Source organism: Collinsella sp. AF08-23, from assembly GCF_003479805.1.
In the GTDB taxonomy this organism is placed as follows: domain Bacteria; phylum Actinomycetota; class Coriobacteriia; order Coriobacteriales; family Coriobacteriaceae; genus Collinsella.
In genome coordinates this window covers 44,699-59,391 of sequence record NZ_QUHV01000006.1, presented here as the reverse complement: position 1 = coordinate 59,391, position 14,693 = coordinate 44,699, and the positions used below count along the sequence as shown (strand labels likewise).

Genomic DNA, 14,693 nt, shown 5'->3' with positions numbered 1-14,693 from the left:
AGTGCGTACGAGATACCACAAGGACCATCAAGCGGGGCGCCCGCGCCCAGCATATATGCCTTCCTGTGATGCTCGCACGCCAAGCGGTCGGGCATTATTTTTTTGACCTGCAATTGTCGCAGGTCAAGAGTGTAAGGAAGGAGTTCGAGAGCATGTCTTCACCTAAGGCCGTCATCATGGATGACACCGCGATCAACCGCGCCATCACCCGCATCGCGCACGAGATCGTCGAGAAGAACGAGGGCGTTGAGGACCTCGCGCTTGTGGGTATCGTGACCCGCGGCGATTTGCTCGCAAAGAAACTCGTGGACGAGATCGAGCGTATCGAGGGGGTGCGCGTCCCGCTGGGAAGCCTCGACATCAGCTTCTACCGCGACGACTACCTCACCAACTTCGCTCCTGCGGTCCACGCCACGGACATCGCGTTCAACCTGGATGCCAAGCGCATCGTGCTCGTGGACGATATTCTCTACACCGGCCGCACCATCCGCGCCGCCCTCGACGCCATCATGGACCTGGGTCGCCCCAGCCGCGTCGAGCTCGCCGTCCTCGTTGACCGCGGCCATCGCGAGCTGCCCATCTGCCCCGACTTCGTGGGTAAGAACGTCCCGTCCTCTCACGAGGAGAACGTCCGTCTGTATCTTGAGGAGGTCGACGGCCGTTCCGCCGTCGAGATCTTCGACGTCGCGCCGGGTGGCCACGTTGGCTCCGCGCCGCTGGGAGGCGAGTAATCCGTGTTCAACAACCACAAGCACCTCATCGACATCTCCGAGTATTCCGATACCGAGCTCATGACGATCCTGCAGACCGCCAAGGCGTTCTCCGAGGTCAATGAGCGCACCATTAAGAAGGTTCCGACCCTCAAGGGCAAGACCATCGTCAACATGTTCAACGAGCCCTCTACGCGCACCCGCAGCTCCTTCGAGCTGGCCGAGAAGCGTCTTTCCGCGGACACGCTGAACTTTGGCGGCTCCTCCACCTCCACGGTGAAGGGCGAGAGCCTCATCGACACCGTCATGACGCTCGACGCCTATAAGATCGACTGCATCGTCGTGCGCGACAAGCACGCCGGTGCGCCTCACATCGTGAGCCAGGCGAGCCCTGCCGTCGTCATCGACGCCGGTGACGGCAAGCACGGCCACCCCACCCAGGCGCTGCTCGACCTGTACTCCATCTGGGAGCGCAAGGGAAGCTTCGACGGCCTCAAGGTGGGCGTCGTGGGCGATATCGGTCACTCCCGCGTGTGCGGCTCCCTCATCCCCGCGCTCAAGATCATGGGTGCCGAGGTCACGGCCGTGGGTCCCAACACCCTCATGCCGCCCCGTCCCGACATCCTGGGCGCCGACCATGTGTCGAACAGCCTCGACGATGTCCTTCCCGATCTTGACGTCGTCTACATGCTGCGCATCCAGCGTGAGCGCCTTGAGGGCGCGCCGTTCCCGAGCGAGCGCGAGTATCACCGCCTCTACGGTCTCACCAAGGCCCGCGAGGGCCTCATGAGGCCCGATGCGATCGTGTGCCACCCCGGCCCGATCAACCGTGGCGTCGAGTTCGACTCCTACATGCCCGACCATCCGGAGCGCTCCGTCATCCTCGACCAGGTGTACGCCGGTATCTGCGTGCGCATGGCTGCCCTGTATCTGCTGCTTGGAGGTGCCGATAATGGCCTTGCTTCTTAAGAATGCCCACGTCGTCGACCCTGCCGTCGAGCTTGACGGATGTGTAGACGTGCTCGTCGAGGGCGACAAGATCGCCGCTGTCGGCGAGAACCTCACGTGCGATGCTGCCGAAGTCATCGATCTTACCGGCAGGTATCTCGTCCCCGGTCTGGTGGACATGCACGTGCATCTGCGCGAGCCCGGCTTTGAGGCCAAGGGCGACATCGAGTCCGAGACCGCCGCTGCCGCGCACGGTGGCTTCACCGGCGTGTGCTCCATGCCCAACACCAAGCCCGTGACCGACAACGGCGTCGTGGTCGAGTACATCAAGTCCGTCGCCGCCGCCAAGGGCCACTGCCGCGTGTACCCCTCCGGTGCCATGACGAAGGGCCTCAAGGGCGAGATCATCTCCGAGATGGGCGATATGGTCGAGCACGGCTGCGTGGCCTTCACCGATGACGGCCATGGCGTCCAGGGCGCCGGCATGCTGCGCCGCGCCATGGATTACGGCCAGATGTTCGGCAAAGTCTTCATGAGCCATTGCCAGGACGAGGACCTCGTGGGCGATGGTCAGATCAACGAGGGCGCCGTCTCCACCCGTCTCGGCCTGCTCGGTTGGCCGGCGGAAGGCGAGGAGCTCCAGATCATGCGCGACATCATGATCGCCGAGCTCACCGGTGCCAAGCTGCACATCCAGCACATCTCCACCGCCAAGGGCCTGGATATGGTGCGCGCCGCCAAGGCCAAGGGTCTGCCCGTTACCTGCGAGGCTACCCCGCATCACCTGTTCCTCACTGAGGATGCCATCGACGGAACCTACAACACGTGCTTCAAGGTCAACCCGCCGCTGCGCACCGCCGCCGACGCCGAAGCCCTCATCGCGGGCGTCATCGACGGCACCGTGGATGCGATCGCGACCGACCACGCCCCGCATTCCGATTGGGAGAAGTCCCGCGAGTTCGAGCTCGCTCCGTTCGGCATGACCGGCCTCGAGACCGCGCTCGGCCTGGTGATCACCAACCTGGTCAAGACGGGCAAGATCACCTTCGCCCGCATGGTCGAGCTCATGGCTATCGAGCCCCGTAAGATCCTCGGGCTCGATCAGGTCACGATCGCCGAGGGCAGCGTCGCCGACCTCACCGTCTTCGATGCCGATGTCGCTTGGACCGTGTCTGAGGACGATTTCGTCAGCCACGCCAAGAATTCCGGATTCAAGGGCGCTGAGCTCACCGGTCGCGCCACGGATGTTTTCGTGGGTGGAAAGCGCACGCTCGCCAACGGCGTCGTTTGCTAAGATAGCTGTATCTGCATAGCGCGGCCCCTCGATTTGTCATTGCGGGGCCGCGCGTACATCTTGACCATGCACCGCATGGGGAGGGGAGCATATATGCCGAATCCTTCACCTGCGCGCATGCACGATTTCGAGGTCGTCACGAACGAGAAGATCGCCGATGGCATCTTCTCGCTCGTCATTTTGGCCCCGCGTCTCGCATCCGCGCTCAAGCCCGGCCAGTTCGTCAACGTTCGCGTGCCCGGCGATGCCAGCGAGCTGCTGCGCATTCCGCTGAGCTATGTCGCGGCTGATCCGCAGGCAGGTACGGTAGAAATCTGGTATGCCGTTGTGGGTAATGGAACGCAGCGCATGTCGGAGTGGAAGCCCGGCTTTAAGAGCGACCTTCTTGGCCCCGGGGGCCATGGCTGGTGCGTGCCCGAGGATGCCAGCCGGGTGCTCGTGGTGGGCGGCGGCATCGGCGTGCCGCCGGTGCTGTGCCTTGCGCGCGATCTCGCGGCGGCGGGTGTTGCCGTTGACGCCTGCGTGGGCGCGGCGACGGCCGACAAGCTCGTGGGCGTTGAAGACTTCGAGGCGCTGGGTTGCGGCACGGTTCGCGTTGCCACCGACGACGGTTCTGCCGGCAGCTGCGGCTTCTGCACCGATCCCGCTGCCGAGCTCTTGGCCGCCGGCGGGTACGACTACGTGGCCACATGCGGTCCCGGTGTCATGATGAGCAAGGTCGCCCAGGCGGCAGCGGATGCCGGCGTGTATTGCGAGGCGTCTCTCGAGCGCATGATGAGCTGCGGGTTTGGCGCCTGCAGCACGTGCAACGTCGAGACGACCTCCGGCATGCAAGGCGCCTGCATGTGCGGTCCCGTGTTCGATGCATCCAAGGTGGTGGTCTGGTGAGCCAGGTGAATATGGCCGTCGATTTCGGCGGCGTCAAGATGAAGAACCCCATTAACACCGCGTCGGGGACGTTCGGCCAGGGGTGGCAGTTCTCCGAGCTCATGGACGTGAGTCAGCTCGGCGCCATCACCACCAAGGGTTGTGCGGCGGAGCCCTGGCCGGGCAATCCCGCACCCCGCATGACCGAGGTCCGCGGCGGCATGATGAATTCCGTGGGCCTTCAGAATCCCGGCGTGGAGGCCTTCGCGCGCGATTACGGTCCATGGCTCGACGAACTCACGGGCAAGGGGACGCAGGTGATCTGCCAGGTTGCCGGTCACTCCACGGAAGAGTACGTCCGCGCCCTCGAGATGTTCGATGAGCTGTGCCCGTGGGCGGCTGGCTTTGAGATCAACGTGAGCTGCCCCAACATCGCAGCTGGCGGCGCCGCCTGCGGCTCGACCCCCGATGGCGCCGCGGAGGTCATGCGCGCGTGCCGTAAGGTGACCGATCGCCCCCTGTTCGTGAAGATGGCCCCCGTTCGCATTCCCGAGATCTCCCGGGCGCTCGAGGCGGAGGGAGCTGATGGCCTCACCGTCATCAACTCCATTCCCGGTATGGCGATCGATGTGCATACGCGCCGCTCCAAGCTCTCCAAGCCCACGGGTGGTTTGTCCGGTCCGCTGTGCCATCCCATCGCGGTGCGCATGGTGTGGGAGGCCGCCAATGCGGTCGATATTCCGGTCTGCGGCGTCGGTGGCGTCATGACCGGTGAGGATGCCGCCGAGTTCATCTTGGCCGGCGCTTGCTGCGTCTCGGTTGGCATGGCGAGCTTCGTCGAGCCAGACGCCTCTGTGCGCATCCTGCGCGAGCTCGAGGAGTGGGCGGAGAGCCAGGGCGTTCGTGATATCAACGAGCTGATCGGAGCCTTTGAATGCTAGAGGCGGACGCCCGCGACCGCGTTATCGTCGCCATCGACTGCGACCGTACCCGCGCCCTCGAGCTTGCCGATGCCCTGTCCGGGCACGCCAAGTGGCTCAAGGTGGGCATGACGCTCTTTTATGCCGAAGGTCCGCAAATCGTTCGCGAGTTCAATGAACGTGGGTTCAAGGTTTTCCTGGATCTTAAGTTCCACGACATCCCGCATCAGGTGCGCGGAGCCGCTCGTTCTGCCGCGCTCGCCGGTGCGAACCTGTTGTCCGTGCATGGTTTGGGTTCCGGTGCCATGCTCGCGGCCTGCCGCGAGGGGGCGGAGGAGGCTGCCGAGATTCGCGGTAGTCGTCCCAAGCTCGTTGCCATCACCGTGCTCACGAGTATGAACCAAGATGCCCTGACGCAGATCGGCGTCGATTCCCCTGTGGCCGATGAGGCCGCCCGTCTTGCGTCGCTCGCGCAGGCCAACGGCATCGACGGTATCGTCTGCTCTCCCATGGAGGCACGGGCAATGCGTGAGCTGTTGGGGCCGGATGCGCTCATCGTCACGCCCGGGGTCCGTCCCGCTGGTGCGGAGCTCGGCGACCAGTCCCGGGTTGCAACGCCCGCTCAGGCCATCGAGCGTGGTGCGAGCCATATTGTGGTGGGGCGTCCCATCACAGGGTCAGAGGACCCCGTTGCCGCATACGAGGCGATCGTCGAAGAGCTGGTACGGGGCGTGAAGTAATGATGGAGCGGGCACCGTGCCTGTCCAAACGGTGTCCGCATAGCCTTTAAACAGGCATTTCTCGGTTCTTTTCTCCGTTTTGCTTGCATTTCGCCAGTGCATGGACTACCCTAAGGAGCCGTTAAAGGTTCAAATGCGCACGTAAATGCCCATATTGGAATCTTAATTCGTATGAGTAACCCGTTATTGGAGGTACACATGGCGCTTCCTCAGCTCACCGATGAGCAGCGTAAGGCCGCTCTCGAGAAGGCCGCTGCCGCCCGTCACGCCCGTGCCGAGCTTCGCGAGAAGATCAAGAAGGGCGAGACCACGCTCGAGTCCGTTCTTAACTCCGACGACCCGATCGCCTCTCGCATGAAGGTCTCCACGCTCATCGAGTCCCTTCCTGGTTACGGCAAGGCCAAGGCCGCCAAGATCATGGACGAGCTGGGCATCTCCGCCACCCGTCGCGTCCAGGGCCTCGGCGTCCGTCAGCGCGAGCAGCTCATCGAGCAGCTCACCAAGTAAGTGGGTCTCATCGAGCCAAAGCTCTTTGTGATTTCCGGGCCGTCAGGCGCAGGGAAGGGTACGCTGGTCGCGCGCGTTCGCGAACAGATGCCTAACCTGGGTCTGACGGTTTCCGCTACCACGAGAGCTCCGCGCGCCGGCGAGGTGGACGGCGTGAATTACTATTTCCTGACCGACGATGAGTTCTCCGCGCGGATTGAGGCCGGCGAGTTCATCGAGTGGGCACAGGTGCACGATCATCGGTATGGCACGCTTGCCAGCGAGGTCGAACGCAATCTGGCCACCGGTCAGTCCCTCATCTTGGAGATCGACGTGCAGGGAGCGCTCGCCGTCAAAGAGCGGTTCCCCCATGCCGTCCTCATCTTCATCGAGCCCCCGTCGCTCGAGGTTCTGCGTGAGCGCTTGATCGGCCGTGGATCGGAAACGTCTGAGTCTCTCGAGCTTCGCCTGCATACCGCCGAGAGCGAGATGCATCTGCGTGATCGCTACGACGAAATCGTGGTGAACGATGACCTCGATCGCGCGACTGAGGAGCTCATTGCCGTACTGCATCGTCACGAAAGGAACTGATTCCAGTGTCTGTTGTGAAGCCCGCCATCGATGACTTGCTGGAGAAGACCGACCACAACCGGTTCCTTCTCTCCGCTCTTGCGTCCCAACGCGCAAGCGATATCAACAACATGTTGCGCGGCCAGCACAATCGCGTGCTCGCTGTTCAGGATACGGATGACCTGACCGTGCTGCTCTCTGGCAAGGACACCATCTCCATGGCCATGGAGGAGATCGTTGATGGCACCATCTCCTATGACCACGCCCGCTATGAGGCCGCCCTTGGCCACATCGACCCGTCGGAAGCGTAGATGGCCAGCCGCGTTTGCCTGGTGCACTATCACGAGATAGGACTCAAAGGCAAGAACCGTGCTCGGTTCGAGCGCATCCTCATGGACTCGTGCAAGGCGGCTTTGGCCGCCTTTTCCGTTTCGTGCGTGACGCGCATTTCCGGGCATATCCTCATCACCTTCTCCACCAAGGGCGAAGCCGAGCGCGCCATGCCGCTGATCGCTCAGGTTCCGGGTGTCGCACGTTGCTCTCTCGCGTTTCATACCAACCGTGAGCCCTCCGAGTACTGTCGGGCGGCGATCGACGCGCTTGCAGAGTTCGGCCCGTTTGACACGTTCAAGGTTGCCGCCCGCAGATCGAACACCGATTACGAGCTCACGAGTATGGACCTCAACCGACAGGTGGGCGAGGCGCTTTGCCTCGCGTATCCCGAGAAGAAGGTCCAAATGCGCGAGCCCGATGCCACTGTCCACGTGCTGGTCGTTCAGGGCAGCGTCTATGTGTACGCCAAGAGCATGCGGGGTGTTGGCGGCCTGCCCCAGGGTAGTGCCGGCAAGGTCGTGACGCTGCTCTCCTCAGGTATCGATTCTCCAGTCGCCACGTGGCAGCTTGCCCGTCGCGGCGCGGTTGTGGTGCCCATCCACTTCTCAGGTCGTCCACAGACCGCCGATACGAGCGAGTACCTCTGTCAGGACATCATCGAGCAGCTTGCACCTGCGGTGCAGATCGGTCGCATGTACGTGGTGCCTTTTGGCGACTGCCAGCGCGAAATTTCGCTTAAGACACCCTCCGACCTACGCGTTATCATGTATCGCCGCGTCATGTACGCGGTGGCCGAGCGCATTGCGAAGATCGAGGGGGCAAAGGCGATTGTCACGGGCGAGTCGCTGGGACAGGTTGCCTCCCAGACGCTCGAGAACATCATGGCCGTAAACGAGATTGTGGACATTCCGGTTTTTCGTCCGCTCATCGGATCCGATAAGCAGGAGATCATCGAGCGCGCCAAGCAGATCGGAACGTACGAAATCTCCTGCCAGACGGCGCCCGATTGCTGCACCTTGTTCATGCCCCGCCGTCCCGAGACGCACGCGAAGCTCGACGCCGTTCACGAGGCGTGGAACATGTTCGATCACGAGACGATGATCGATTGCCTGGTTGAGCACGTCGAGTACGTTGATTTTACCGCTCCCGTCTATAAGCGGCCGCGTGCGATGCGCGAGCGTCATGACGAACTGGCGCCGCGTTTTCTCCGTCCGAAGGCCGATGCGCCCGAAGACCTTGCAACGGAATGATTTCCATGCTGCCGTAGGTAGGCTGATGCGAACGGGGTTGAGACGATATGGTCGTTTCGACCCCGTTCTGCTTTTGGAGCCATCCCTACCGAGATCGCGGGCCCTCCCTCCCTTGGTCCCATGTCCATCCCATCGCGAAGCCCTTGCCTTTTGCGGGCAGGAACCTTGCCTGACGTGTCAGTCGCGTGCCTGAGCCCTCAACAGAGCATTGAAGACTTTCTAAAAAACTCCCGAACTCATCGTGCGAGCACTGCAACGATGGATGGGGGAGGTGGTGACATGGCTCAGGTTGAAAAGAAGCGTGTGGCCCTCGCAACGCGCGTCGCGCTGTACCTGCGTCAGAGACCGATCGCGTGCTTCGCATTCGCACTGGTGACAGGACTGGTACTGGGGTCGGTTGGACTTGGGATGCTCTTTGCCGGGGGAGTCGCGAGAGATGGATTTGCCTCGGCTGATGGGGTTGAGATACGACGCGATGTCGACTCGGATAAAGGCACTGACATCGATTCTGGGGACACAGATGAAACGGAGGCCGATGGAGCGGGAGCCGATGGGGAAACAGGGGACTCGCTCGACGCCATCATCGTTGATGTTGCCGGGGCGGTAACGGAACCAGGCGTCTTTGAACTCGAAGCGGGTGCGCGTGTGGGCGACGCGATCGCCGCCGCGGGGGGAGCTCTTGGCGACGCTGATTTGTCGCGAGTTAATCGCGCGGCTAGGGTATCGGATGGACAGCAGATCTACATTCCGCGTGTTGGTGAGGAGCTGTCCGAGAGCGCGCTTGCGGGCGGATCTTCATCGGGAGATGGCGCGTCGTCGACGGGAGACGGAGATGCGGGTGGCTCCCTCGTGAACATCAATACAGCAGGCGAGGCGGAACTCGACGAGCTGCCGGGTATAGGGCCCTCGACAGCGCGTTCAATCATAGAAGACCGCGACGCGAACGGACCCTTTTCCACCATCGAGGATCTTATGCGTGTGAGCGGCATAGGGGAGAAGAAGTTCGAAAAGCTCAAATCGGGCATCTGCGTGTGATGGCGATGCGCGGGGGCGTAGTTGAGAAGCCCGTACGTCCGTATATTCCGCCCACGGCCTTTTTGGCGATCGGGTCATGTGCATCTGCCGCATGCGTCATGCAGATAGGTTGGACGCGGCGGGCACAAGTGACGGTTGCGCCTTGGGGCACCATCGGGGCGTTGGTCGTTCTTGGATGCGCACTGGCACTGTTCGCATGGCGTTTCATAGCTCGTTGGGAGGGGACCGCTCATGGAGATGACGCGGGGTCATTTCCCGGTCGCTACGTGCGTCTTTCGCTGGTGTTTGCCGGCGTTGGGTGTGCGGTTGCTGCTGCGATCTCGGGCGTGGAGCTCGCCGGTTGGGAGCATCGCCTGCACATGGCGGGGTCTGCATCGGTAAGCGCCTGGCAGTTCGTCACCATAGGAGACCCGAGTCTCGGCGAATACGGGGCATCCTCAACTGTCGAGTTGGTTGACTCCGGTATCCCTACCGGCGTTCGGCTAAGAGCGACCATGGGACGCACCATCGAATCCGGTGCGGCGCTTAGGGTTGTCGGGCACATCGAGCGGTTGGAAGAAGGTGATTGGGCACGCGGGAGGTTCATGAGGGGCGAGGTGGGAGTTCTCGATGTCGCCACGGTCTTGGAAATGGAAGAGAATGCGTCTAGCTCGCCCGTCGCTGTGGCGCGCACCGTTGCGCTTTCCATCCTTGATTCAGCGTGCGGTCCATCCCGGGCCTTGCTGGCTGGTACGGTTTGCGGGCGCGTGACGGAGCTCGCGCGGGAAGACGCGTACGATGCGTTCTCTCGCTGTGGCCTCACGCACCTTGTCGCCGTGTCTGGGAGTCATCTGGCTTACATCTCCGCGATGCTTGAGATGCTGCTGCGGCGCTTACGCTGCGGGCGCGCGGCAAAAAGTGCGGCGCTTCTGGTAGTCATGGCGCTGTACGTGATGTTCACCGGGGGTGCGCCCTCTGCGCTCCGGTCGGTCTCGATGGTCGGGCTGGCTACGGCAGCAATCCTCGGTGGGCGTCGATCGCACGCCCCCTCTGCCCTCGCTCTCACGGTGACGGCCCTCGTCTGGCTCAATCCGGGAGTTGTGTACGATCTCGGGTTCCAGCTCTCGGCGCTCAGCGTCTTGTTCATCGGGGTGCTTGGCCGGTATGTCTCGTATGCCCTCGCGTGCCTTCGCCTGCCGACCGCAATTGCCGAGCCGCTCTCCCTCTCACTTGTCGCGCAGTGGGCGACACTCCCTGTAACCCTGCCGGTGTTCGGTGAGGTGTCGCTCATCGCGCCATTGGCGAATCTCGTTGTGGGACCGGTGATGACGGGGCTGCTGATGGCGGGTCTTGGAGCGACGGCAGTCGGGGAGGTGGTGTATGGCGTGGGTGTGCTTGCGGATGTGCCGGAGGCGTTGATCGCTCGTGTTGCCGATGCGGTCTTGTGGCTGCCCGACGCCCTGGCGCAGCTCGCCATCTTTCTCGCGCGGCTCTTCGCCGCCGTTCCCTTTGCATCGATGACGGTTGTCGCTCCTTGGTGGTTGCCGGTACTTGCATACGGTGCGGCGATTGTGGTCTATGTGAGGTGGCGCGATGCCTCGGCGCGTCGAGTCTCTTGCATCATCGGTTTGCCGGCGTTGCTGCTCGTGGCGCATATCCTGCGATGGTCGATGTACGCCCCGGCACAGGTCGCGATTCTTGACGTGGGACAAGCCGATGCCATTCTCATTCGCGATGGCTCGAGGACCATGTTGGTCGATGCGGGCGTCGACAATGCCGTCGTAGAGGCGCTCGCGCGAAACAACGTGTATGCGCTGGACGCGGTGGTCGTGACACATTGGGATCGCGATCACTGGGGCGGTCTCCCCGATGTGCTCGACGCCATGCCGGTCGGCCAAATCGTCGTTGCCTGCGGCGCATCCGCGCATGCGCCTTCCGAGCTCTCAAGCGTCTCTCAAGAGATTGTCGAGGTGCAAGTAGGCGACGTGATCCGTGTGGGGGAGTTCGCCTGTAGGGTTGTATGGCCCCAGGGTTTGGTCTCTGGTGAGGAAAATGCCGACTCCCTCTGCTTGGACGTATCGTATGGCAATGGTGAGGGGGCGAGTCTGGACATGCTTCTTACGGGTGATACGGAACAAGATGAGCTTGCGGAATACGCGGATGAGGTGGGGGATATCGACGTGCTCAAAGTGGGTCATCATGGTTCGGAGATCGCTGTTGCCGAGAAGCCGCTTGAGCTGCTGGATCCCGAACTCGCTGTGGCGAGTGCGGGCGAGGGGAATTCCTACGGCCATCCCGATCCGGTGTGCGTGTCACTGCTCGAACGAGCCGGTGCGCGTTTTCTGTGCACCAAGGACGTGGGCGATGTGATCATTCGTCCGGGAAAGACGGGTCCTGTCGTTAAGACCCAGGGGATTCAATGACGGGAACGAGGAAGGTGAAGGGCCGGAATGCCGGTATTCGGCATCCGAGGAACTCTTCAAGGTCCGCATCGGGGTATAGTTGATGAAATTCTCCGCCCGTCAGGGATACAGCGCCTGACGTGTCGTTTCGAAAGGGGTGCGCATGGCCGGGCAAGGGCTGTTGCCAGGATATTTGATCGTGGGATCCGACGAACTCAAGAGCTCGCGTGCCGTCGAGCGTATGCGTGCTCGCCTGGGGAAGTCAGGCATGGTCGAGTTCAACCTCGATGAGCGCGATATGACCAAAGACCCGCAGGTCGACGATATCGTCGCCTCCCTCAACACCTTTCCCATGGGGGCTGAGTTCCGATTGGTCATTCTGACCAACTGCGACAAGCTCCCTAAGGCGATGAGCGAGCCCCTTGTCGAGTATTTTGCCAATCCGTCCCCGACGACCGTGTGCCTGGTGGTGGCCACCACTCTTGCCAAGAACACGCGCTTGTATAAGGCGATCAAGAAGCTTGGCGATAAAGCGATTATCGACTGTGCGCCCAAAAAGACATGGGAGATGCCGCCCCAGGTGGTCAAGATGGCAGCAGCTCATGGGAAGGCGATGGGCCTTCCCGCCGCCGAGGCGCTGGTTGCGCGCTCGGGAGAGAACACCAGGATGCTTGACAACGAGCTCAAGAAGCTCGCGTCCATGGTCACAGGGTCCGAGATAACGCTTGCCGATATTGAGCGACACGTTATGCGGACCGCCGAGGTCAAGCCTTGGGAGTTCTTAAACGCCGTTGCCGCGCGAGATCTTGTGCGTTCGCTGGAGTTGCTCAAGCTCCAGCCGGCAAAGAGCGAGGTCAGGCTGTGGTCCTTGCTCGTCACACGTCTGCGCGAATTGATCATTGCGAAGTCCCTCGACACCCGAGGGCAGGGGAGCCAGCTTGCCACCACGTTGGGCGTCCAGGGTTGGCAGGTCAAGAACCACCTTTCATGGGCGCGACGCTGGCGCATGGACGAGCTGCTCGAGGCCTTGTCCCAGGCGATCGAGGTCGAGCTTGCGCTCAAGGGTTCGCGCGACAGCGAGCTGGCGTTGCGTATGTGGGTCATCTCCATGACCAGTCGGTAACTGCAGGGCTCGGGATGCCAAACTGGTCCGACGAGGTGTCGTTGCATGTGCGGTCATCGTCATGGGCAGTTGATAGGTTCGGACATGGGAAATGGCAAGTGGCCCCGGCGGCTCGCACGGATCGCATATGACCGTACGGGCTCGCATCTTACTTGTGAATTCCGCAAGTAACCTGCACAATTACGCAATGCGGCTTGCGCCGCGGCTGGACCGCGTGTAAAATACTCGCCCGTATGACCTCAACAACCGTGTCTCAGAGGCCGGATAGTAAGACCTTGTAAGTACCCGAAAGGAACCGAACCCGATGGCAAACATCAAGTCCCAGAAGAAGCGCATCCGCACCAACGAGATCGCTCGCGTCCGTAACAAGGCGATCCGCTCCGAGCTCAAGACCGTGATCAAGCACGTTAAGACCGCCGTCGAGGCTGGCGACAAGGCTGCTGCCCAGGCTGCTGCCACGACCGCCTACCGTAAGCTCGACAAGGCCGTTGCCAAGGGCGTTATCCACAAGAATCAGGCTGCCAACCGCAAGTCCGGCGTCCAGAACCTCGTGAACAGCCTCTAGGTCTTCGCGAACAATTCGCTTTGCGACGGGTCCCGTTCTCACGGGGCCCGTTTTTTGCCGCGACTCGCTTTCGGGACGTGCTGGCGCGTGTCGGGGCGGGGGCTTGAGCTTCGGACACTCCTCACGCAGGGTTTGGTAGCACAACTCGACAAAACTTCATGAAATCGCGAAGTTTTGTCGAGTTGTGCTACCGTTTTCGACGGGGGTTTTCGATTGAAAGGCGGGGCGCCCGCGTTCATTCAAGTTGAACGCGGGCGCCCCGATTGCGTGCCGTTAGACTCGCTGTGCCTGTTGGCTCGGATTAGCCGACTCCCGGCTCGCGCTACTTCAAGTTTCTGCCGAAGGCGTCGGCGGCCTTGATGGCCTCGATGAACTCTTCGGGCGAGAACGGGGCGGGATTCGCCTGCTTCCACTCGTTCGTGTTCTGGGCCAGCTCGGCGATGCGCTGCAGGTGGCTCTCGTCGAGGTCGAGCTCGGCAAGAGTGACGGGAAGACCGAGCTTCTTGTTGAAGGCGGCATAGCGCGCCAGCTGCTCGGTGTCGCTCGTGTAGGCGAACAGCACGAGCACGCCGAAGCTCACGACCTCTCCGTGCAGGTGCGTGCGCCCGGGGCGCTGCACGCCCGTCGTGGCGTTGTAGAAGGCGTGCGCAAGTGAGGAGTTATAGTAGAAGTCGGGCTGGTTGGTGAGGTTGGAGACATACCCCGTGTTGACCACGATGTCGAGCGCGATTTGGCGCACCGCTTCACTCGACTGGCCGACGCGGACGTCGGCCAAGCCCTGCTCGCCGTAGGCCATGAGGGGATCGGTGCAGGTGTGTGCGAGCGTGAGGCCCAGCGTGCCCGTGTGCGTGAGCTCGGCCTCGCTGGTGGCATATTCGACCTCGGGCTGTTTGGAGAGGGCGTCGCCGATGCCGGCCCAGAAATACTCCTCGGGTGCGGCGGCGATGATGGCGGGGTTGATGAAGATGTGCGCAGGCGCGTCGGGATAGGCGTATCCCTTGAGTGAGTGGTCGTCGTTGTAGACCACGGCGATGGCGGTGGCGCTCGAGCAGTTCGAGCAGATGGTCGGAACGGAGAAGACGGTCTTGTCGAGCTCCTTGGCAGCGGTCTTCACCGTGTCGACCGCCTTGCCCCCGCCGATCGCGAAGGCGATGTCGGCATCGCGAAATGCCCGATTCGCAACAAGCGCGTCGATGGCGGACTGGGTGGAATCGGTGCCGTAGACGATCTCGTCGAGGATTTGCACGTTTGCACTATCGAGTGCGGCGCGGATACCAGGCGCCGCAGCGGCGAGGGCGCGGCGTCCACCTACCAGGACGACGGTTTTTGCCTGGTAGGGGGCGAGTACCGCGGGGATCGCCTCGAAGCAATCCTCGCCAACCGTATAGCTGCTCATTTGAATGGTGCGCATGTGACCTCCTTGACGAGTTGTCGTTCGTGACATTCTAGGACGGTGTTCGCACGCGGCGCT

Annotated in this window: 15 protein-coding genes; 14 read left to right on the top strand and 1 reads right to left on the bottom strand. The window is 62.2% G+C overall.

Annotated elements, in window-relative coordinates:
• Window positions 1-152 precede the first annotated feature (152 nt).
• The 14 genes from pyrR (at window position 153) to rpsT (ending at window position 13,222) form a co-directional block, all read left to right on the top strand.
• On the top strand, window positions 153-731 hold the full coding sequence (gene pyrR / locus DWV48_RS04755; protein WP_118653695.1) for a bifunctional pyr operon transcriptional regulator/uracil phosphoribosyltransferase PyrR: 579 nt from the start codon (window positions 153-155) through the stop codon (window positions 729-731).
• A 3-nt stretch (window positions 732-734) separates the two neighbouring features.
• Entirely contained in the window at window positions 735-1,679 is a 945-nt protein-coding gene (locus DWV48_RS04750; RefSeq protein WP_118653694.1) for an aspartate carbamoyltransferase catalytic subunit, read from the top strand.
• Window positions 1,663-2,952, top strand: coding sequence for a dihydroorotase (locus tag DWV48_RS04745; protein ID WP_118653693.1), 1,290 nt, complete (start codon window positions 1,663-1,665; stop codon window positions 2,950-2,952). Before DWV48_RS04750 ends, DWV48_RS04745 begins: the two co-directional genes overlap by 17 nt.
• Window positions 2,953-3,069: 117 nt before the next feature.
• Window positions 3,070-3,840: a dihydroorotate dehydrogenase electron transfer subunit gene (locus DWV48_RS04740; RefSeq protein WP_118653750.1), complete on the top strand. Its 771-nt coding sequence runs from the start codon at window positions 3,070-3,072 to the stop codon at window positions 3,838-3,840.
• A gap of 11 nt (window positions 3,841-3,851) precedes the next feature.
• Entirely contained in the window at window positions 3,852-4,760 is a 909-nt protein-coding gene (locus DWV48_RS04735; protein ID WP_199588902.1) for a dihydroorotate dehydrogenase, read from the top strand.
• Window positions 4,754-5,479: an orotidine-5'-phosphate decarboxylase gene (gene pyrF / locus DWV48_RS04730; RefSeq protein WP_118653691.1), complete on the top strand. Its 726-nt coding sequence runs from the start codon at window positions 4,754-4,756 to the stop codon at window positions 5,477-5,479. The genes DWV48_RS04735 and pyrF overlap by 7 nt, the downstream gene beginning before the upstream one ends.
• Before the next feature lie 198 nt (window positions 5,480-5,677).
• Window positions 5,678-5,986: an integration host factor, actinobacterial type gene (mihF, locus tag DWV48_RS04725; RefSeq protein WP_118653690.1), complete on the top strand. Its 309-nt coding sequence runs from the start codon at window positions 5,678-5,680 to the stop codon at window positions 5,984-5,986.
• A complete protein-coding gene (gmk, locus tag DWV48_RS04720; RefSeq protein WP_118653689.1) occupies window positions 5,987-6,556 on the top strand; it encodes a guanylate kinase in 570 nt (189 codons plus the stop codon).
• Between the two features lie 5 nt (window positions 6,557-6,561).
• The gene (locus tag DWV48_RS04715) at window positions 6,562-6,846 is read left to right on the top strand and encodes a DNA-directed RNA polymerase subunit omega (RefSeq protein ID WP_118653688.1); all 285 of its coding nucleotides are present in this window, start codon (window positions 6,562-6,564) and stop codon (window positions 6,844-6,846) included.
• Window positions 6,847-8,118 (top strand): tRNA uracil 4-sulfurtransferase ThiI, encoded by a 1,272-nt coding sequence (gene thiI, locus DWV48_RS04710; protein WP_118653687.1) that lies wholly within the window; start codon window positions 6,847-6,849, stop codon window positions 8,116-8,118.
• Between the two features lie 279 nt (window positions 8,119-8,397).
• Complete coding sequence (locus DWV48_RS04705) at window positions 8,398-9,153, top strand: helix-hairpin-helix domain-containing protein (protein ID WP_158574818.1); 756 nt, start codon at window positions 8,398-8,400, stop codon at window positions 9,151-9,153.
• Between the two features lie 128 nt (window positions 9,154-9,281).
• On the top strand, window positions 9,282-11,555 hold the full coding sequence (locus DWV48_RS04700) for a DNA internalization-related competence protein ComEC/Rec2 (protein WP_158574817.1): 2,274 nt from the start codon (window positions 9,282-9,284) through the stop codon (window positions 11,553-11,555).
• A 142-nt stretch (window positions 11,556-11,697) separates the two neighbouring features.
• On the top strand, window positions 11,698-12,657 hold the full coding sequence (gene holA, locus DWV48_RS04695; protein ID WP_118653684.1) for a DNA polymerase III subunit delta: 960 nt from the start codon (window positions 11,698-11,700) through the stop codon (window positions 12,655-12,657).
• A gap of 304 nt (window positions 12,658-12,961) precedes the next feature.
• A complete protein-coding gene (gene rpsT, locus DWV48_RS04690; RefSeq protein WP_118653683.1) occupies window positions 12,962-13,222 on the top strand; it encodes a 30S ribosomal protein S20 in 261 nt (86 codons plus the stop codon).
• Between the two features lie 322 nt (window positions 13,223-13,544).
• Here rpsT and DWV48_RS04685 read toward each other — a convergent pair whose 3' ends face one another.
• Entirely contained in the window at window positions 13,545-14,633 is a 1,089-nt protein-coding gene (locus tag DWV48_RS04685) for an iron-containing alcohol dehydrogenase family protein (RefSeq protein WP_118653682.1), read from the bottom strand.
• Window positions 14,634-14,693: the final 60 nt, after the last annotated feature.

Excerpts from the sequence above, each read along its gene's own strand:
- pyrR (WP_118653695.1), top strand. The coding sequence starts at position 153 with ATGTCTTCACCTAAGGCCGTCATCATGGATGACACCGCGATCAACCGC.
- DWV48_RS04745 (WP_118653693.1), top strand. The coding sequence starts at position 1,663 with ATGGCCTTGCTTCTTAAGAATGCCCACGTCGTCGACCCTGCCGTCGAG.
- DWV48_RS04740 (WP_118653750.1), top strand. The coding sequence starts at position 3,070 with ATGCACGATTTCGAGGTCGTCACGAACGAGAAGATCGCCGATGGCATC.
- DWV48_RS04735 (WP_199588902.1), top strand. The coding sequence starts at position 3,852 with ATGGCCGTCGATTTCGGCGGCGTCAAGATGAAGAACCCCATTAACACC.
- pyrF (WP_118653691.1), top strand. The coding sequence starts at position 4,754 with ATGCTAGAGGCGGACGCCCGCGACCGCGTTATCGTCGCCATCGACTGC.
- mihF (WP_118653690.1), top strand. The coding sequence starts at position 5,678 with ATGGCGCTTCCTCAGCTCACCGATGAGCAGCGTAAGGCCGCTCTCGAG.
- thiI (WP_118653687.1), top strand. The coding sequence starts at position 6,847 with ATGGCCAGCCGCGTTTGCCTGGTGCACTATCACGAGATAGGACTCAAA.
- DWV48_RS04705 (WP_158574818.1), top strand. The coding sequence starts at position 8,398 with ATGGCTCAGGTTGAAAAGAAGCGTGTGGCCCTCGCAACGCGCGTCGCG.
- holA (WP_118653684.1), top strand. The coding sequence starts at position 11,698 with ATGGCCGGGCAAGGGCTGTTGCCAGGATATTTGATCGTGGGATCCGAC.
- rpsT (WP_118653683.1), top strand. The coding sequence starts at position 12,962 with ATGGCAAACATCAAGTCCCAGAAGAAGCGCATCCGCACCAACGAGATC.
- DWV48_RS04685 (WP_118653682.1), bottom strand. The coding sequence starts at position 14,633 with ATGCGCACCATTCAAATGAGCAGCTATACGGTTGGCGAGGATTGCTTC.